Source organism: Sphingopyxis sp. PET50, assembly GCF_025244705.1.
Taxonomy (GTDB): Bacteria; Pseudomonadota; Alphaproteobacteria; order Sphingomonadales; family Sphingomonadaceae; genus Sphingopyxis.
The window spans coordinates 2,985,139-3,003,384 of record NZ_CP104207.1; the positions used below are offsets into that span (position 1 = coordinate 2,985,139).

The 18,246-nt window shown below is 67.4% G+C and carries 14 protein-coding genes and 1 pseudogene; 6 read left to right on the forward strand and 9 right to left on the reverse strand.

Features of this window, described 5'->3' with window-relative positions; all coding sequences use genetic code 11:
• Positions 1 to 32: 32 nt before the first annotated feature.
• The 5 genes from N0A20_RS15770 to N0A20_RS15790 all read left to right on the forward strand — a co-directional run bounded on the left by N0A20_RS15770 (position 33) and on the right by N0A20_RS15790 (position 8,540).
• Positions 33 to 2,252, forward strand: coding sequence for a TonB-dependent receptor (locus N0A20_RS15770; protein ID WP_409574799.1), 2,220 nt, complete (start codon positions 33 to 35; stop codon positions 2,250 to 2,252).
• 13 nt (positions 2,253 to 2,265) lie between these two features.
• Positions 2,266 to 3,582, forward strand: a complete 1,317-nt coding sequence (locus tag N0A20_RS15775) for an amino acid permease (RefSeq protein WP_260581288.1) — start codon at positions 2,266 to 2,268, stop codon at positions 3,580 to 3,582.
• Between the two features lie 94 nt (positions 3,583 to 3,676).
• Entirely contained in the window at positions 3,677 to 5,293 is a 1,617-nt protein-coding gene (locus N0A20_RS15780) for an inorganic phosphate transporter (protein WP_260581290.1), read from the forward strand.
• 120 nt (positions 5,294 to 5,413) lie between these two features.
• Positions 5,414 to 6,301 carry a CorA family divalent cation transporter gene (locus tag N0A20_RS15785; protein WP_260581291.1) on the forward strand — a complete coding sequence of 296 codons (888 nt, stop codon included), beginning with the start codon at positions 5,414 to 5,416 and terminating at the stop codon, positions 6,299 to 6,301.
• A gap of 247 nt (positions 6,302 to 6,548) precedes the next feature.
• The gene (locus N0A20_RS15790) at positions 6,549 to 8,540 is read left to right on the forward strand and encodes an AAA family ATPase (RefSeq protein ID WP_260581292.1); all 1,992 of its coding nucleotides are present in this window, start codon (positions 6,549 to 6,551) and stop codon (positions 8,538 to 8,540) included.
• On the opposite strand, the pseudogene N0A20_RS15795 reads toward N0A20_RS15790, so the two are convergent.
• The 3 genes and pseudogenes from N0A20_RS15795 to N0A20_RS15805 form a co-directional block, all read right to left on the reverse strand.
• A pseudogene (locus tag N0A20_RS15795) lies at positions 8,499 to 10,107 on the reverse strand (phytoene desaturase family protein). The gene N0A20_RS15790 and the pseudogene N0A20_RS15795 sit on opposite strands and share 42 nt — an antisense overlap.
• Entirely contained in the window at positions 10,104 to 11,237 is a 1,134-nt protein-coding gene (locus N0A20_RS15800; protein ID WP_260581293.1) for an FAD-dependent oxidoreductase, read from the reverse strand. The pseudogene N0A20_RS15795 and the gene N0A20_RS15800 overlap by 4 nt, the downstream one beginning before the upstream one ends.
• A gap of 193 nt (positions 11,238 to 11,430) precedes the next feature.
• A complete protein-coding gene (locus tag N0A20_RS15805) occupies positions 11,431 to 12,603 on the reverse strand; it encodes an aromatic ring-hydroxylating oxygenase subunit alpha (RefSeq protein ID WP_260581294.1) in 1,173 nt (390 codons plus the stop codon).
• A 33-nt stretch (positions 12,604 to 12,636) separates the two neighbouring features.
• Here N0A20_RS15805 and N0A20_RS15810 point away from each other — a divergent pair, with 33 nt between their 5' ends.
• Positions 12,637 to 13,227 (forward strand): TetR/AcrR family transcriptional regulator, encoded by a 591-nt coding sequence (locus N0A20_RS15810; protein ID WP_260581296.1) that lies wholly within the window; start codon positions 12,637 to 12,639, stop codon positions 13,225 to 13,227.
• A gap of 121 nt (positions 13,228 to 13,348) precedes the next feature.
• Here the strand turns inward: N0A20_RS15810 and N0A20_RS15815 are convergent, their stop codons facing one another.
• The 6 genes from N0A20_RS15815 to dapB form a co-directional block, all read right to left on the reverse strand.
• Entirely contained in the window at positions 13,349 to 14,722 is a 1,374-nt protein-coding gene (locus N0A20_RS15815; RefSeq protein WP_260581297.1) for a M20/M25/M40 family metallo-hydrolase, read from the reverse strand.
• Between the two features lie 293 nt (positions 14,723 to 15,015).
• The gene (nth, locus tag N0A20_RS15820; RefSeq protein ID WP_260581298.1) at positions 15,016 to 15,672 is read right to left on the reverse strand and encodes an endonuclease III; all 657 of its coding nucleotides are present in this window, start codon (positions 15,670 to 15,672) and stop codon (positions 15,016 to 15,018) included.
• Positions 15,669 to 16,277: a M48 family metalloprotease gene (locus N0A20_RS15825; RefSeq protein WP_260581300.1), complete on the reverse strand. Its 609-nt coding sequence runs from the start codon at positions 16,275 to 16,277 to the stop codon at positions 15,669 to 15,671. Before N0A20_RS15825 ends, nth begins: the two co-directional genes overlap by 4 nt.
• Positions 16,204 to 16,836, reverse strand: coding sequence for a hypothetical protein (locus tag N0A20_RS15830; protein ID WP_260581301.1), 633 nt, complete (start codon positions 16,834 to 16,836; stop codon positions 16,204 to 16,206). Before N0A20_RS15830 ends, N0A20_RS15825 begins: the two co-directional genes overlap by 74 nt.
• A 20-nt stretch (positions 16,837 to 16,856) precedes the next feature.
• Positions 16,857 to 17,381 (reverse strand): hypothetical protein, encoded by a 525-nt coding sequence (locus tag N0A20_RS15835; RefSeq protein ID WP_260581302.1) that lies wholly within the window; start codon positions 17,379 to 17,381, stop codon positions 16,857 to 16,859.
• Positions 17,378 to 18,103, reverse strand: a complete 726-nt coding sequence (gene dapB, locus N0A20_RS15840; RefSeq protein WP_260581303.1) for a 4-hydroxy-tetrahydrodipicolinate reductase — start codon at positions 18,101 to 18,103, stop codon at positions 17,378 to 17,380. The genes N0A20_RS15835 and dapB overlap by 4 nt, the downstream gene beginning before the upstream one ends.
• Positions 18,104 to 18,246 lie beyond the last annotated feature (143 nt).

The window sequence follows — 18,246 nt, forward strand, 5'->3', positions numbered from 1 at the left end:
CGAAGCGCGAGGAAAATCTGCAGGATGTTCCGATGGCGATCACCGCGATCGGCAACGAGCGGCTGAACGAGCTGCAGGTCAAGGAATTCCAGGATGTCGTGAAATTCCTGCCGTCGGTGACGATCCAGACCCTCGCCCCCGGTTTCAGCCAGGTCTATTTCCGCGGCGTCGCGTCGGGCGAGAATGCCAATCACTCGGCGTCGCTGCCGACCGTCGGCACCTATCTCGACGAAATGCCGATCACGACCATCCAGGGTGCGCTCGATATCCATGCCTATGATTTCGCGCGCGTCGAGGCGCTCGCCGGACCGCAGGGCACGCTCTATGGCGCGAGCTCGATGGCGGGCACGATCAAGCTCGTCACCAATCCGCCCGACACCAGCGGCACCTATGGCTCGGTGGGCCTGGAACTCAATACGGTGAAGTCCGGCGACGTCGGCGGCGTCGCCGAAGGCTTCATCAACGCGGCGCTCAGCGATCGCGCGGCGCTGCGCCTGGTCGGCTGGTACCGCCACGACGGCGGCTATATCGACAATATCGCCGGCAGCCGCACCTATCCCTCGAGCGGCATCACGCAGAACAACGCCGCACTGGTCGAAAAGAATTACAACGACGTCGACACCTATGGCGCCCGCCTCGCGCTCGGCATCGACCTCGACGACGACTGGACGATCAAACCGACGCTGATGGGCCAGGTGCAGAAAGCCGACGGCAGTTTCGCACAGGAACGGTCGAGCGCGGTCACCCGCAAGCTGCAGACGGTCCAGTACAACCCCGAATCGAGCAAGGACAAATGGTTCCAGGCGGCGCTGACGATCGAAGGCAAGATCGGCAGCTGGGACCTGACCGCGACCGGCGGCCATATGCGGCGCAAGACGACGGTCGAAAGCGACTATTCGGATTATGCCTATTTCTATGACGCGCTCTATGGCTATGGCGCCTATTTCACCGACAACAACGGCGATCTGGTCAGCCCGAACCAGTATATCCAGGGCATCGACCGCTACAAGCGCAGCTTCGCCGAATTGCGCATCGCCTCCCCCGCCGATGCGCGCATCCGCTTCATCGGCGGCGTCTTCTGGCAGCGCCAGGCGCATAATATCGAGCAGAATTACATCATCGACAATATCGGTGACGCGATCACCGTTCCCGGCACCGACAGCGATATCTGGCTAACCAAGCAGCTCCGCATCGACCGCGACTATGCGGCGTTCGGCGAGATCAGCTTCGACATCACCGACCAGCTGACGCTGACCGGCGGCGGCCGCGTCTACAAGTTCGACAACAGCCTGGTCGGCTTCTTCGGCTATTCGGACGGCTTCAGCGGCAGCACCGGCGTCGCCGGCTGCTTCGCCGGGCCCGTGGTCGCGGGGTCGCCCTGCACCAACCTCGACAAGAGCACGAGCGACACCGACTTCATCCACAAGCTCAACCTGACCTACAAGATCAGCGACAACGCGCTCGTCTATGCGACCTGGTCGCGCGGGTTCCGGCCGGGCGGCATCAACCGGCGCGGCACGCTGCCGCCCTATGGTCCCGACACGCTCGACAACTACGAGATCGGGTGGAAGACCAATTTCGGCCCGCTCCGCTTCAATGGCGCCATCTATCAGGAGGACTGGAACGACATCCAGCTTTCCTTCCTCGGCGCCAACGGGCTGACCGAGATCCGCAGCGCCGGCATCGCACGCATCCGCGGTTTCGAGGTCGACATCGGCTATCGCGCCGGCGGCTTTTCGCTCAACCTCGGCGGCAGCTACAACGACGCTGAAATCCGGCGCGACTTCTGCGCGATCGCCAATCCGCAATTCGACTGCACGATCGACCCGCCGGGCCAGACCAACGATCTGCTCGCGCCCGCGGGTTCGCGCCTGCCGGTCACGCCCAAGTTTAAGGGCAATGCCGTCGCGCGCTACGAATGGCCGGTCGGCGACGTCGACGCGCATGTCCAGTTCGCGGTCAACCATACCGGGCAGCGCCGGTCCGACCTGCGCACCTTCGAAAACGCCATCGTCGGCAATTTCAAGGCCTATACGACCGCCGACGTCAGCATCGGGGTGAAGGGCGAAAGCTGGAGCGGCGAGCTGTTCGCGACGAACCTGTTCGACAGCAGGGGCGTGATCAACAGCGCGGTGCAATGCGGCGAATCGATCTGCGGCGATCCGTTCGGCGGCAGCACGACCGGCGGCGTCTTTTACGACAATGTCATCCGCCCGCGCCTGATCGGGATCAAGGTCAGCAAGGACTTCTGATCTGTCCGGCACTATGACCGACAACGAAAGGCCGGGCCAAAAGCTCGGCCTTTTGATGTGCGTCGCGCTCGGCATGGGCAACATGATCGGGTCGGGCGTGTTCCTGCTCCCGCGCGACCTGGCCCCGCTGGGGTGGAATGCGATCATCGGCTGGGGCGTGTCGATCGCCGGCACCTTGTGCCTCGCGGTCGTCTTCGCGCGGCTCGCGCGAAGGCTGCCGACGGGCTGCGCGACCTATACCTATGCCGCCGCGGCTTTCGGCCCCGGCACCGGTTTCATCGTGGCCTGGAGCTATTGGATCAGTTGCTGGACCGTCGTCGCGACGCTCGCGGTCGCGGCAATCAGCAATTTATCGATCCTGGCGCCGTCGCTGGCGACGGGCGGCGCGACGACCGCGCTGATCGCGATCGGCTTTATCTGGCTGTTCACCCTGGTCAATCTGCTGGGCGTGCGCCGGGCGGGCGGCACGCAGCTCGTCACGCTCGGACTCAAGCTGATTCCCGTGGTCGGCGCCATATTGGTCGCGCTGTGGCTGTTTGCCACGGGCGATGCGCCGGTTCCGACGATGGCGGGCACACAGCCGGTCAGCCTCGACAATATCGGCGGCGCCGCGACGCTGACCCTGTTCGCGCTGCTCGGTTTCGAAAGCGCCTGCGTCGTCGGCGACCGCGTGCGCGATCCCGAACGCACCGTCCCGCGCGCGACGCTGATCGCCGCGGCGGCGACCGGGCTGCTCTATCTGCTCTCCTGCACCACGGTGACGTTGCTGTTGCCGCTCGAGACGCTCGAGGCATCGAACGCCGCCTATGCGACCTTCTTCGGCACGCTGGTGGGACCGGGGGCGGGGCAGGCGGTGGCGCTGTTCGCCGCCATCGCCGCACTCGGCGCGCTCAACGGCTTCGTCCTGCTGCAGGGCGAAATCCCGCGCGACCTGGCGCATCGCGGGCTGCTGCCGCCGGTCTTCGCGCGCGACAACCGCTTCGCCGTGCCCTGGTTCACCCAGATCGTATCGAGCGCGCTCGCCAGCATCGTCGTCTATGCCAATTATGCGCGCGGGCTGGCCGAGCTGTTCAAGTTCATGGTGCTGGTGACCACATCGACCGCGATCATCTTCTACATCGTCGGCGCACTGGCCGCCCTGAAGCTCGAAGGCGGCGGCGAGATCAAGGCCTCGCCGGTCTTCGTCGCGCTGACGATCACGGGTTTCCTCTACAGCTGCTGGGCCTTTTACGGCGCGGGCTGGGAGGCGAGCCTGTGGAGCGTCGGACTGACCGCGGCAGGGCTGCCGATCTATCTGGCCATGCGGCGGACGATTCGCGGAGCAGCCTGACCGGCGCAGGCGGCCGCGACCGCCATTTGGCCGCAATCGAACTGTCATCGACCCAGCCTAGCTTTTTCCTGCGAATCGCAGGGGAAACAGGGCCATGAGTGCAACAACCGCCGACACGATCGAAGCCGCGCCCGAACCCGGCCAGCCCGATCTCGACAAGGGACTGGGCGCCGCGGGCAAGCTCGGATTCATCGCCGCGCTCTTCGCCGCCGCCGTCTATGTCGGTTACAGCATCTATGCCGACGCCACCGCCGCGGGCGTGCATCCGTCGGCCTATCTGCCGTTCGTCCTGCTGTTCGTCGCGCTGCTGATCGCGCTCGGCTTCGAATTTGTGAACGGGTTTCACGACACGGCCAATGCCGTCGCGACCGTCATCTACACCAACGCCATGCCCGCCAATGCCGCGGTGGTGTGGTCGGGATTCTTCAATTTCCTGGGCGTGCTGCTGTCGTCGGGGGTCGTCGCCTTCGGGATCGTCTCGCTGCTGCCGGTGGAACTGATCCTGCAAGCGGGGTCGAATCAGGGGCTTGCGATGGTGTTCGCGCTGCTGATCGCGGCGATCATCTGGAATCTCGCGACCTGGTATTTCGGCATTCCCTCGTCGAGTTCGCACACGCTGATCGGGTCGATCATCGGGGTCGGCGTCGCCAACGCGATCCTCCACGGCAAGAGCGGCACCGCCGGGGTCGATTGGAGCAAGGCGACCGAGATCGGACAGGCGCTGCTGATTTCCCCGCTGATCGGTTTCGGGGTCGCGGCCTTGCTGTTCCTTGCGATGAAGGTGCTGATCCGCAACAAGGAACTCTATCAGGAACCCAAGGGCAAGACGCCGCCGCCATGGTGGATTCGGGCGCTGCTGATCTTCACCTGCACCGGCGTCAGCTTTGCCCACGGATCGAACGACGGACAGAAGGGCATGGGCCTGATCATGCTGATCCTGATCGGCACCGTCCCGACGGCCTATGCCCTCAACCGCGCGGTACCCGCCGCTTATACGGCCGAATTCCACGCCAATTCGGCGGCGGTCGAACGATTGCTGTCGGACGGCAAGGCGCCGCCGCCAGTGGCGCAGGCGCGTGCCGAAGTCACCCGCTACATCGCCGACAAGAATCTGTTGCCGGCCACGATCCCCGCGCTCGGGGGGCTGGTCGCCGAGATCGACACCCAGGTCACCGAATATGGGTCCCTCGCGCGCATTCCGTCCGACGCCGTGAGCAATATCCGCAACGACATGTATCTGGCGTCGGAAGCGATCAAGCGGCTGGGCAAGGACGCGGGCTCGGGCCTCGGCGAGGCCGAACTGACCGCGCTCAAACAATATAAGGACACGTCGCTCGACACCGGAACGCGTTTCATCCCGACCTGGGTCAAGGTCGCCGTGGCGATCGCGCTCGGGCTCGGCACGATGGTCGGATGGAAGCGGATCGTCGTCACCGTCGGCGAAAAGATCGGCAAATCGCACCTGACCTATGCGCAGGGCGCATCGGCCGAGCTTGTCGCGATGGGGACGATTTTCGGCGCCGATGCGCTGGGGCTGCCGGTCTCGACCACCCATGTCCTGTCCTCCGGCGTCGCGGGCACGATGGCCGCGAACAGATCCGGGCTGCAGATGGGCACGATCCGCAACCTGCTGATGGCGTGGGTGCTGACGCTGCCGGTGTCGATCGCGCTGGCGGGCGGCCTCTACGCTCTATTCTCGGCTTTCGTGTAGGAAGGCCCCGCCACGTCGCAGCAGCAGCCCTTTTCCTTTGGCCCGATCGACGGCCCGCAACTGATCTGGGCGGTCGATCTGACCGCGGATGGCTGCCGCGAACTGCAGGATTGCGACGACATGGGGGCGGGCCATCTGCGCTGGCTCCACCTCAATCTGGCAAGCCACGGCACGCGCGAATGGATCGAGCGGTCGAACGATATGCCCAAGCCTGTGCGCCAGCTGATGCTGTCGCCCGATACGCACCAGCGCGCGGTGATCGAAAAACAGGCCGTCGGCCTGGTACTCCACGACTATGAACGCGATTTCGACCGCGCCGACACCGCGCGGATCGGCGCGCTGCGTGTCGCGATCCTGCCGAAGCTGATCGTCACGGCGCGCATGCACCCGCTGCGCTGCGCCGACATCATGCGCGGCAAATTGCTCGACGGCGAGAATATCCGGAGCGCCGCGGCGGCGCTCGAAATCCTCGTCGGGTCGATCATCGAGGATATTTCGGAAATCACCCGCAAGCTGAGCCGCGAAATCCAGGACACCGAGGATGCGCTGTTCGAGAATAGCGAGACGCCCGAAGGCCGCGACCTGATGAGCATCAGGCGGCGCCTGGTCCAGGTGCACCGCATGCTTGTCGGCATGACCGCAACCTTTGCCCGGATCGAGGACGACGAGGATTTGCCACCGCACCTCGAGGGCGCGATCGAGGGGCTGGTGCAGCGGATCGGCGGGCTCGATTCGGACGTGGCCGCATCGCAGAGCGCGCTGCGGTTGCTGCGCGACGAACTCGACCTGCAGGCGACGAACCGCACCAACCAGAACCTCTATCTCCTGTCGGTGATGACCGCCCTGATGCTGCCCGCGACGCTCGTCACGGGCATTTTCGGGATGAATACCGGCGGCATGCCATGGGCGCACGCCGGCGCGGGCACGCTGGCGGCGGCGCTGCTCGCGGTCGCGGCCGCCGGGCTGACCTATGCGATCCTGAAACGGCTGGGGCTTTTCAAGCGATAGGGCCGCCTTGCCTCCACGCGCAAAATCGCCTATCGGCGCAATCCCACCGGCCCGGATTCGGGCCTATTTGGAGACGTGACGTGTCGGAACGCCGAATAACACAGGGTTCGAATCCCTGCGGCATCCGCCCGCTGTCGTAGCGCGTTTTTCCTGACGCGGTGCGCCACGGGCGCTGCCGCAATTTCAAATCCGCCATCATCACTTTAACCGTCGGGCGCGTTGCGTCCGCCGGTCGCAGGCAGATATCATGTTGCACGACAGCCATTGGGCGCGCGCACTCGCGCGCGCCGTCGCCACGGATCATCCGGGCAAGACCAAGACCGGCCGGGCTTTGCTCGGCTGGGCCCGCGCGCGCGCCGCCGCGCTCGGGTTCGACGACAAGACCATCACGCGCGCGGTGCTGCTCGGGGAACCGCAGGGCCCGCCACCCGGCGCGCGCGAGGACGAGGGCCTGATCCAGGCCAGCCGGTTGGCCAACGCACTCGACCTGCCCGGCGAGGAACGCGCGCTGCTGTTGCTCGCGACGGCGATGGAGCGCGCCCCGCTGACCCGCAGCCTCGCCCAGCTGATCGGGACCGAGAAGCTCGACATCGAAGCGCTCGCGGGCACGCTCACCGGGATCGCGCCGCACGCGCTGCGCCGCGCCGAGGTCGTGCGGCTCGATCTGGTCGGACGGTGGGCCGACAAGAGCGGCGGGGTCGAGCTCGGCCTGTGCTGGGCGTTCGAGCGGCTGCTCGACGCGCCGCCGGGACGCCACGAGAGCCTGCTCGACGGGCTGCTCGGGTCGCGGCAGACCGCCCGGCACGGGCTCGAGGACTTTCCGGCGCAGCGCGGCGACGCGGACCTCGCGATCGCGCTGCTGCGCGGGGCGATCGCGCACAGCGCGCGCGGCATCAACATCCTGATCCACGGTCCGCCCGGCACGGGCAAGACCGAGCTGGCGCGCACGCTCGCCGCCGCGGTCGGCGAGCCGCTGCACGGCGTCGGCGAAGCCGATACCGACGGCGACGAGCCGACGCGCCACGAACGCGTCGCGGCGCTGCGGCTCGCGTTGCGCACGCTCGAAAAGCGCGGCCGTGCGCTGCTGCTGTTCGACGAGATGGAGGATCTGCTCGGCGATGCGCGGATCGAAGGGGACGGCCGCGTGCGCCACCGCGCGGGGTCGAAGCTGTTCGTCAACCGGTTGCTGGAGGACAATGTCGTGCCGGTGATCTGGACCTCCAACGCGGTCGCCGATGTCGATCCCGCGATCCTGCGCCGTTTCAGCCTGTCGATCCGCATGGACTTCCCCGGCGTCGCGCACAGCCCGGCGATGCTCGAACGCGTCAGCGCCGAGGAGAGCGTCGCGGTCGACCCCGCGCTGGCGGCGCTGGCGGCGAGCGCGCCCGAGACCGCGTCGCTGTTCCGCGTCGCCGCGCGCGCCGCCGCGCTGGCGGGCGATGCCGCGAGCGCCAGCCGCTTCGCGGGTTCGGTGCTCGGCACGCTGCACGGCCGCGAGGTGGCGCCGCGGCCGCCGCGCGCCTTCGACGAGACATTGCTCTGCGCCGATGCCGATTTGCCCGCGCTGTTCGGCGCGCTGGCCCGCGCCGACGCGCCCGCCGATTTCTCGCTGCTGCTCACCGGGCCGCCGGGGACGGGGAAGACCGAGGCGGTGCAGGCGCTGGCGCGGCGGCTGGGCTGGCCGCTGCACGTCAAGCGCGCGTCGGACCTGATGTCGAAATGGGTCGGCGAGACCGAGCAGCGGATCGCGCGCGCCTTTGCCGAAGCCAAGCGGCAGGGCGCGATGCTGTTCTTCGACGAGGTCGATTCGCTGCTCGCCGACCGGCAGGGGGCATCGCAGAGCTGGGAGGTCAGCCGGGTCAACGAACTGCTGACGTGGATGGAGGATCATCCGCTGCCCTTCGCCGCGGCGACCAACCATGCCGCGAAGCTCGATCCGGCATCGGCGCGGCGCTTCGTGTTCAAGGTCGAGATGCGGCCGCTCGATACCGCGCGGGCGCGGCGGGCGTTCGGCCACTTCTTCGGACGTGCGGCGCCCGAGGCGCTCGACCGGCTGAGCGGACTGACGCTCGGCGACTTCGCGGTCGTCGCGCGGCAGGCGCGCTTTACCGGGGCGGCGAGCGATGCGGCGCTGGTCGAGCGGCTGCGCCGCGAGCGCGCGGCGCGCCCCGCGATGCCGCAGCCGATGGGTTTCGGATCAGACGCGCCACCTGGGCGCGAAGAAACCCCGGTCGCGTAGCACCACCCCGGCGGCGTTGTGCCCCGGCGCGCCGGTGACGCCGCCGCCGGGGTGCGTGCCCGCGCCGCACATGTAGAGGCCCTTCACGGGACCGCGATAACCGCCGTTGCCGAGCACCGGGCGCGCCGCCCAGAGCTGGTCGAGCGTCATGTTGCCGTGCATGATGTCGCCGCCGACTAGGCCGAACTTGCGTTCGAGCCCCTTGGGCGACAGGCGGGTGCTGCCGACGATGCTGGCGCGGAAGCCGGGGGCATGAGCTTCGACGGTGTCGATGATCGCATCGGCGGCGGCTTCCTCCTCGTCGTCCCAGTCGCGACCGTCCGGAAGCTCGGGGGCGAACTGCTGACAGAAGAGGCTGGCGACGTGGCAACCCGGCGGCGCGAGGCTGTCGTCGACGGTCGAGGGGATGAGCATCTCGACGATCGGCTTCTTCGACCAGCCGTACTGCTTCGCGTCGAGGAAGGCGCGGTCCATATAGTCGAGCGTCGGGGCGAGGATGATGCCCGACTGGTGATGCTCGCCGGGTTCGGGCAAGCAGGTGAATTTGGGCAGTTCGCTGAGCGCGACATTCATGCGGAAGGTGCCGCTCCCCGCCTTGAAGCCGCGGATGCGGCGCTGGAAATCGCCGGGCAGGTCGGACGCGTCCATCAGCCGTTCGTAGAGCAGCTTCGGTCCGACATTGGCGATGACGCGCGCGGCGGCGATTTCCTCGCCGCCGGCGAGACGCACGCCCGCGGCCTTGCCGCCGTCGACGAGCACCTTTTCGACCGGGCTTTCGAGGCTGATCTCGACCCCCATGTCGCGGCAGACCTTCGCCATGATCTCGGTGATCTTGCCCATGCCGCCGACGCTGTGGCCCCACGCACCCTTCTTGCCGTTCACTTCGCCGAAGACGTGGTGGAGCAGGACATAGGCGCTGCCCGGCGTGTCGGGGCTGGCATAATTGCCGACCACGGCGTCGAAGCCGAAGGCGGCCTTGACCGCCTCGCTTTCGAACCAGCTACCCAGCATCGTGCGCGCCGACTTGGTGAAGAGGTCGAGCACGTCGCGCTGCTGTTCGAGGCTGAGGGTCGCGAAGCGCCGCCCCTGCCGCGCGCCGTCGATCAGCGTGCGCAGCCCTTCGCCGACATTGGGCGGCACGCGCAGCGCGAGGTCGCGGAGCAGTTCGGCGACATTTTCGAGCGCGTCATAATAGGCGGGCAGCACCTCGGCATCATGATTCGAGAATTTGCGAAACTCGGCCTGGGTGCGCTCGAGACCGCCACCGAGCTTCAGATAGGTTCCATCCTCCTGCGGCAGGAAATTGCTGATCGGCCGTTCGATCACGCGATAGCCATGGTCGGCGAGCTTCATGTCCGCGATGACCTTGGGCTGGAGCAGGCTGACCGTGTAACTGGCGACCGAATTGCGGAAACCCGGCGCGAATTCCTCGGTCACCGCGGCGCCGCCGACGACATCGCGCGCCTCGACGATGCGGACCTTGAGGTCGGCTTTCGCCAGATAGAAGGCGCAGACGAGGCCGTTGTGGCTAGGCGCCGATAATCAGGGCGTCATAGGCTTTGGTCATGAGACGTCTTTCACAAGCGGGGATTGGACATGCTGGCGGCCGAAGCCGAGGCCAAGGACGCGGCCGGGGATGCGGCGTAGCAGCGGGATGGCGTCGAGCAGGCGGACCGCGAAGGGCACGCGGGTGATCCGGCCGCGCAGCATCGGTTCGACGACCCGCCGGTGCGCGAAGCGCTGGAGCGCCTGCATCTTCGTGGTCGGCTTCCAGCGGCGCTCCTGTACCTTGGCGAGCAGCGGATCGGGGTCAGCGCCGGCGGCGAGCGGCGCGGCGAGGATGTTCGCCGCCGCGACCGCGTCCTGCACGGCGAGGTTGATGCCGACGCCGCCGACGGGCGACATCGCATGCGCGGCATCGCCGATCGCGAGCAGCCCAGGGCGCGACCAGCGCGTCAGCCGGTCGAGCGCGACCGAGAGCAATTTCACATCGTCGAAGCTTTGGATCGCGCCGATTCCCGCCGCGAGGCCAGGCGCGATCTCGACGATCCGTTCGCGGAACGCAGCGATGCCGCGCGCTTCGATCGGCGCGAAGCCGCCCTTCTCGATGATCCGGGCGCACTGCCAATAATCGCCGCGCGGGATCGCGACGACCATGCCGCCCTTGTCGATCGTGCCGAGCGCGACCTCCGACATGTCCATCCCCGCAGGCACCGGAACGCGGAACCACAGCACGTCCATCGGCGCGCCGAGGTCTTCGAGCGGCAGCGCGGCGGCGGCGCGTAGTACCGAACGGCGGCCGTCGGCGGCGATGACCAGCCGCGCGGGCAGCGCCTCGCCGCTCGCCAGCATCACGCCACTGACGCGGTTCGCGGAATCATAGGTCAGCCCGGTCGCCTCGGTCGACATGCGCAGGTCGAAGGCCGGATAGTGCCTCCCCTGCCCCGCGATGAAATCGAGCAGATCCCATTGCGGCATCATCGCGACGAAGGGCGCCGCGACGGGCAGATGCTTCATCGTCGCGACCGTGTAGCGCCCGCCCAGAAGATTGAGCGTCATCGTGTCGATCGCGGCGTGGGGTTCCTTCAGAAGTTCATCCAGCAACCCGATCTCGTTGAACAGTTCGAGCGTCGAGGGATGCACCGTGTCGCCGCGGAAATCGCGCAGGAAGTCGGCGTGCTTTTCGAGCACGGTCACGCGCACTCCGGCGCGCGCGAAGAGCAACCCCGCGACCATCGCCGGCAGGGCCGCCGCCGACGATGATGACAGGATGCTCGCTCATTCTCCCCTCCCGCTTGCGGGAGGGGCCGGGGAGGGCCTGTCCCGCTTCAAAAAATCATCGGGGAGGAAACAGGCCCTCCCCTCACCCCTCCCGCAAGCGGGAGGGGGCTTACCGGCTCCACCCCGCCGCGGGCGCCCGCTCCAGCCGCGCCTCGGGGATGATCTCACGCATCCGCGAGCAGAAATGCTTGAGGCAGACTTCCTTGTCGCTGAGCGGCCCCATCGAGAAGCTTTTCGACGCCATGCCCTGCTGGACGCGGGTGATCAGTTCGGTGTCCTCGGCATTGACCTGGCGGTTGATGCGCCAGTTGAGGTAGCGCGCCGCACGCATTTCGCGGCGCTCATCGGGAAGCACATAGCTGATCTCGCGGATCAGGCAGGTGGTCGGGCCAGTCGGCAGCCACTGCATGAAATCGACCTGGTCGGGATAGATGTCGAAGGCGACATTGGGCCACAGCTTGAAATAGAGCCAGTGACGCTGGCGGTTCTCGGGCAGGTGCGGGACGGGCGGCAGCAGCCGCTGGTACAGGCGCTCCGACCAGTTCGCCGACGGCCGGTCGATCAGATCGCCCCACATGCGATCGACTCGGCTCTCGGCCTCGACGCCATAGCTTTTGCCGAACAGGCGGGTGAGGCCCGGATGCGCGACGGGGATATGGAGGCCGTCCGAATAATTGTCGCCGACATTCTTCCAGTTCACCGCGCGCGGGCGCAGCGTAACGCGGCCCAATGCGCCGAGTTCCTCGAAGCGATAGGGTGCGATCATCGCCTCATAGGGCGCCATCATCGCCGCGACCGATGGCCCGCCGTCATCCTCCAGCCGGACGAACCAGAAGCCGCGCCATCGTTCGAGGCCGACGGGGACGAGCCCCGCCTTGCCCTTGTCGAGCGTCGGGTAGCTCGCCGAATCGGGCACGCCGGTCAGCTGGCCGTCGAGGTCGTAGGTCCAGGCGTGATAGGGACAGACGAGCTTCTTCGCACAGCCCGCCGAACCGTCGACGAGGCGCGAACCGCGGTGGCGGCAGACGTTGGTGAAGGCGCGCACGGCGCGGTCGCCGCCGCGCACGACGATCACGCTCTCGCCGCAATAGTCGATGCTGTGCCAGTCGCCCGCGTTCGGAATGTCGCTGTCGTGGCACACGACCTGCCAGCTGGGGCGGAAGATGCGGTCCATTTCGGCCGCGTAGAAATCCGGGTCGCTGTAGGTCCAGGCGGGCAACGACCAGCCGTCGAGGGGGTCGATGGCCTGGAAGTTGTCGAAAGTGTCGCGCAGCGTTGCCATGAGTCGATCCTTGTTGTACAAGCGTATAACAACATGCAGCCCGCTCGCCAAGCCTTTACGCGCGAAAGCGCCGATGCCCGCCGCGCCGGCCTGATCGAGGCGACCGCGGCGTGCCTGGCGGAATTTGGCCTCGCGGGGACGAATGTGCGCGCGATCTGCGCGAAGGCGGGGGTGTCGCCGGGACTTTTGCGCCATTATTTCGACGGCATCGACGATCTGGTGGCGGCCACCTATCAGGCGACGAGCGACCGGATGGACGCGATCTTCGCCGACGCGGTCGCGGGCGCGGGGTCCGATCCGCGCGCGCGACTGACCGCCTATCTGACTGCAAGCTTCCGCCCGCCGGTCACTGATCCCGAATTGCTCGGCGCATGGACCGCGTTCTGGGCGCTGGCGCGCAGCGACGCGCGCATGGGCGCGATCCACGCGGCGAGCTACGCCGGATATCGCGCGCGGCTTTGCGACCTGCTCACCGCGTGCGGCGCCCGCGATGCCGGGCGGCTGGCGATCATGCTGACCGCGATGGTCGATGGGCTGTGGCTCGAACTGTCGCTCGATGCGGAAAGTTTCGGTGCCGAAGCAGCGGTGGCGATGATCGAGCGGACAGTGGCGGCGCTAGTTTAGCTTACTCCGACGCCGTTCGCCCTGAGCTTGTCGAAGGGCCGTCCTTTTTCTTAACAGCGCCAAAAGGAAAAACGGTGCTTCGACAAGCTCAGCACGAGCGGATTTAAGGGTAGCGCTCGGACTATCTCGACAAATCCCTCAGCAAACTGTCCCAATGCGCCAGCGCCGGGGCGATGCCGTCGACCGGAACCCGCTCGTTGAGGCCGTGCGCATAGCTGTCGCTGGCCTTGGAAAAGAGCCCCGCGACGCCGTAGCTCGGCACGCCGTGCGCGCGGAAATGATAGGAGTCGGTCGCGCCCGCGCTCATCGACGGGATGATCGGCAGGCCCGGCGCGCGGGCGTGGACCGCCCTGGTCACCGCCGCCATGACGTCGGAACGCAGCGGCGAGGCGTCGCTGGCGCTGGCGTCGGGATCGGGGTTCACCTTGACCGCCGGGTCGGCGATCACCCGTTCGAGCTCAGCGCGCACCGTTTCGACGGGCACCCCGGGGAAGATACGGCAGTTGATGTTCGCGGTCGCGCGCTGGGGCAGCGCATTTTCGGCGTGGCCGCCCCTGACCAGCGTCGGCACGCAGGTGGTGCCGATCTGGCCGATATATTCGGGGTCGGCGCGGATCGCGGCGATGGCTTTGGCATCGGTCGGATCGGCGGCGAAGGCGCGGAGCGCGGCGCCGATGTCGCCGCCGACCTGATCGGCGACGATCGGCATGCCGACCCTGGTCAGCTCGTTCTGCTGCGGCGTGAAACGATAGGCGCCGACCTTCGCCAGCGCATTCGCGAGCTGGACGATGGCGTTGGTGTCCGACGGGCGCGAGCTGTGGCCGCCGGGGTTGGTGACCTCGAGCGTGAAGTCGGCATAGGTCTTCTCGCCCGCCTGCAGCCCATAATATTGCGGCTTGCCGTCCTCGGCGATGAGCCCGCCGCCGCCGTCGCCGTTCAGCGCGAATTCGGCGTTCTTGTATTTCGCCGCAAGCGCGCGCGTCGTCGTCATCGACGTCTCCTCGTCGCCCGAGAGCAGCAGGATGATCGAGCGTTTCGGCTTGAAGCCGTCCTTTTTCAGCTGCGCCATCGTCGCGACCATCATCGCGACGTCGAACTTGTTGTCCTCCGACCCGCGCCCGAAGATATAGCCATTTTCCTCGACCGGCACGAAGGGATCGCGCGTCCAGTCCTTCGCGTCGGCCTCGACCACGTCCATATGGCCGAGCAGCACGATCGGCTTTCCCTTGCCCGTGCCGTGGAGCGTCGCGGCGAAGGTCGCGGTTTCGCCCATGGGGGTGATTTCGATGTCGCTGTCGGCATAGCCCGCGGCCTTGAGCACGCCGGCATAATAGGCCGCAAGTTCGGGCACCTTGCCGCGGCCCTCGACCGTCGGGATCGCGACGCTGTCCATCAGGATCTTCTTCGCCGCTTGCGAATCGGCGGGCTTGGCATGGACGGGCGCGGCGGCGAGCAGGGCGGCGGCGAGGGCGAGCGGGGCGGTAAGGTTGCGCATGGCGCGACTATGGCGCGTCCGTTCGGCTTCACAAGGGGCTGCGGAATGATTCGCGCAGAGACCACAGAGCACGCAGTGATTTGGTTCACGCGGAGACGCGGAGGCGCGGAGAGGACAGGTCAACACCAACGCCGTTCGCCCTGAGCTTGTCGAAGGGCCGTTCTTGCTTTGCGACGCCGAAAGAGAAGGACGGTGCTTCGACAAGCTCAGCACGAACGGCGTTGGGTTATTCTCTCCGCGTGAACATCCTTCTTTCTTCTCTGCGTGCTCTGCGGTCTCTGCGCGAATTCCCTTCAAGCCGCCTTCCACCCCTTCGGCGCCGGCGTCTTCGGCTGGTACCGGCACAGGTCTACGACCGGACAGCGCCAGCATTCGGGCGTCCGCGCCTTGCAGATGTAGCGGCCGTGGAGGATCAGCCAGTGATGCGCGCCGACACGGAAAGGCTGCGGGGTTTCCTTTTCCAGCTTCTTCTCGACCGCAAGCACCGTCTTGCCGGGCGCGAGGCCGGTGCGGTTGCCGACGCGGAAGATGTGGGTGTCGACCGCGAAGGTTTCGGCCCCGAAGGCGCAGTTCATCACGACATTGGCGGTCTTGCGCCCGACGCCGGGCAGCAGGGTGAGCGTGTCGCGGTCGGCGGGCACCTCCCCCCCGAAATCGCGGACGAGGATTTCGGACAAGGCGATGACATTCTTCGCCTTCGCATTGAACAGGCCGATCGTCCTGATGTGCCGTTTCAGCCCTTCCTCGCCGAGGTCGAGCATCTGCTGCGGGGTCTTCACCTCCTGAAACAGCAGCCGCGTCGCCTTGTTCACGCCGACGTCGGTCGCCTGCGCCGACAGGACCACCGCGACGAGCAACTGATAGGTGTTACCGAACTGCAGCTCGGTCTCGGGACTCGGGTTCAGCTCCGCGAGGCGGCGGTAGAATTCGAAGATGTCGGCCTTTTTCATTTTGCTTCGGGCGGATGCGCCGCCTTCCACTCCATCGCGGCGCGGACGCGGCGTTCGACCGAGGGGTGCGAATAGAAGAGGAACTCCTCGATCCCGTTCGGGCGCGGATTGCGATATTCGGCGGTCTTGACCAATGCGCTGGCGAGCGCGTCGGGCAGGTTAACCGTTTTCAGCGAATAGGCGTCGGCGGCGCTTTCGTCGGTGCGCGAGAGCGTGTTGAGGATCGGCTGCGCGAGGAAGGCGAACAGCGACAGCAGGAACATCATCACCGGGAAGCCGCGCGGATCGCCGATCGCGGCGTCGCTGCCGAAGGCGCGCGCGACGCGCGGGAAGAGCCGGTCGGCGAGGAAGAAGAGCAGCACCGCGAGCAGCGAAAAGACCGCCACCCCGATCCAGATATGGCCGAGCACATAATGGCCGATCTCGTGCCCCGTCACCGCCTTCACCTCGTCGAGCGAGGCGCCCTTCAGCGCGACGTCGGAGATGGCGATGCGCGCCGAATTGCCGATGCCCGACACATTGGCGGTGAAATTATTCGACTGGCGCGAGCCGTCGTACAGGAAGATGCGGCCCGGCTCGATCCCCGCCTCCTTCGCCTGCACCACCAGCGCATCGCGGACCGGGCCGAGCCGGAACGGGCTTATAATCGTTGAACAGCGGCTCGACGACGATCGGCGCGGCGAGCAGCAGCAGCGAGATGGCGAAGGCCGCGAGCGCGCCCGACCAGATCCACCAGCGCCGCCCCGCGCGGCGGATCAGCGCATAGATGCCGACAAAGAAGAGCGCGCCGAACAGCGTCGAGATGACGGTGCCGATCGCCCCTTGGCCCAGCCAGTCGCCGAGCGGCTGGCTGGTCCGGCCATAGGCGGTCTCGCGCCACCAGCCCTCGTACAGATTCCAGGGCAGGGTGAGAATCGCCGAAAGCAGCAGAAAGGCGGCGCAGACGAGGAAGGTGCGCAGCACAAAACCCCGCTTGCCGAGCCGCGCCTCGATGCGGTCGAGAATGCGCAGGCGGACGAAGAGGAAGGTGACGAGCGCCGCGACGACGACGTTCCAGAAACCGAGCCATTCGGCGCCGCGCGTATAGGCGGCGGCCTTGGCGAGTGCGGCGGGACCGAGCGCGTCGATGTATGCGGCGGTGGCGGCGGCGGGATCGAAGGTCATGGCAAGGCTCCGGGCGGGGATCAGCGCAGCCAGCGGCTGAGCGACGGGAAGGCGGGCAGGCCCTCGGCGAGCGCGGTGCGCAGGTCGGCGGTCATGCCGTAGACGCCGAGCATCGGCGCGCCGATATAATGGCCGGTGGCATAGGCGGTGATCAGCGCCGCGCTGTCGCCGCGATAGCCGCCGTCGTGGAACAGCTGCCGCAGCGGCAGGCCGCACGGCAAGGACGCCGCATAGGACCAGGCGATCGCGACCATCTCGTCGGTCGGATCGGCGACGAGCGGGCCGAGCGTCCCCCGCTCCTCGGCCGGGACGGCGGCGATATGCCCCGCCTCGTGCAGCAGGTCGCCGGGCCAGACCGGGGTTTCGGGGTCGATCAGGATGCGGCCCTCCACGATCGCGAGGCCGCCCAGCAATTGCTCCTTCTGCTCGCCGATCCAGTCGACCTCGATCCCGATGTCCTCGAGAAAGGGCAGGATGCGCGCCGCCGCCGCCTCGCCGCCGCCCTCGTCGCGCCAGGTGCAGGCGGATGCGGTGACCTTGGTCAAAGGCCCAGCACCTGCGGCATGGTGTAGCGGCCCGGCTTCCGGTGGATCAGCCACAGCGCCGCCTTCACCGCCCCGCGCGCGAAGATCATGCGGTTTTCGGCGCGGTGCGAGAGGGTGATCATCTCCTCGTTGTCGGCGAAGACGACGTCATGGTCGCCCGCGACGGTGCCGCCGCGCACACTCGCGAAGCCGATCTTGCCATGGCCGCGCGCGCCGGTGACGCCGTCGCGGCCGCGTTCGGAGCATCGGGCGAGGTCGATGTCGCGTCCCTCGGCGGCGGCCTGGCCGAGCAGCAGCGCCGTGCCGCTGGGGGCGTCGACCTTCATCCGGTGGTGCATTTCGACGATTTCGATATCCCAGTCGGCGTCGAGGCGGCTCGCCGCCTCCTTCACCAGATGCGCGAGCAGGGTGACGCCGAGCGACGTGTTTCCGGTCTGCAGCACCGCGATGTCGCGGCCGGCGTCGTCGATCAGCCAATGGTGGCGCTCCTCGAGCCCGGTGGTGCCGATGACGATCGGCTTCTTCGCCGCGACGCAGGCGTCGAGCGTCGCTTCCAGCGCGGCGGGGGCGGAGAAATCGACGAGCACGGCGGCGCGCGCGGCGAGGCCGGCGATGTCGCCGCCCTTGTCGATGCCGCAATGCCCCGCCCCCGCCTCCGCCGCGGCGGCGGCGAGCACGACGCCCATGCGGCCCTGGCTGCCGACGATGCCGATGCTGGTCATTTTCCCATATCCCCGTTCGCCCCGAGCTTGTCGAAGGGCTGTCCTTGTACCATCACGCCATAAGAGGAAGAACGGTCCTTCGACAAGGCTCTCCCGAGCGCCTGCAAGGCAGTCGAGGGGCTCAGGACGAACGGAGTTCATGT

Excerpts from the sequence above, each read along its gene's own strand:
- N0A20_RS15770 (WP_409574799.1), top strand. The coding sequence starts at position 33 with ATGGCGATCACCGCGATCGGCAACGAGCGGCTGAACGAGCTGCAGGTC.
- N0A20_RS15775 (WP_260581288.1), top strand. The coding sequence starts at position 2,266 with ATGACCGACAACGAAAGGCCGGGCCAAAAGCTCGGCCTTTTGATGTGC.
- N0A20_RS15780 (WP_260581290.1), top strand. The coding sequence starts at position 3,677 with ATGAGTGCAACAACCGCCGACACGATCGAAGCCGCGCCCGAACCCGGC.
- N0A20_RS15785 (WP_260581291.1), top strand. The coding sequence starts at position 5,414 with ATGGGGGCGGGCCATCTGCGCTGGCTCCACCTCAATCTGGCAAGCCAC.
- N0A20_RS15790 (WP_260581292.1), top strand. The coding sequence starts at position 6,549 with ATGTTGCACGACAGCCATTGGGCGCGCGCACTCGCGCGCGCCGTCGCC.
- N0A20_RS15805 (WP_260581294.1), bottom strand. The coding sequence starts at position 12,603 with ATGGCAACGCTGCGCGACACTTTCGACAACTTCCAGGCCATCGACCCC.
- N0A20_RS15810 (WP_260581296.1), top strand. The coding sequence starts at position 12,637 with ATGCAGCCCGCTCGCCAAGCCTTTACGCGCGAAAGCGCCGATGCCCGC.
- N0A20_RS15815 (WP_260581297.1), bottom strand. The coding sequence starts at position 14,722 with ATGCGCAACCTTACCGCCCCGCTCGCCCTCGCCGCCGCCCTGCTCGCC.
- nth (WP_260581298.1), bottom strand. The coding sequence starts at position 15,672 with ATGAAAAAGGCCGACATCTTCGAATTCTACCGCCGCCTCGCGGAGCTG.
- N0A20_RS15830 (WP_260581301.1), bottom strand. The coding sequence starts at position 16,836 with ATGACCTTCGATCCCGCCGCCGCCACCGCCGCATACATCGACGCGCTC.
- dapB (WP_260581303.1), bottom strand. The coding sequence starts at position 18,103 with ATGACCAGCATCGGCATCGTCGGCAGCCAGGGCCGCATGGGCGTCGTG.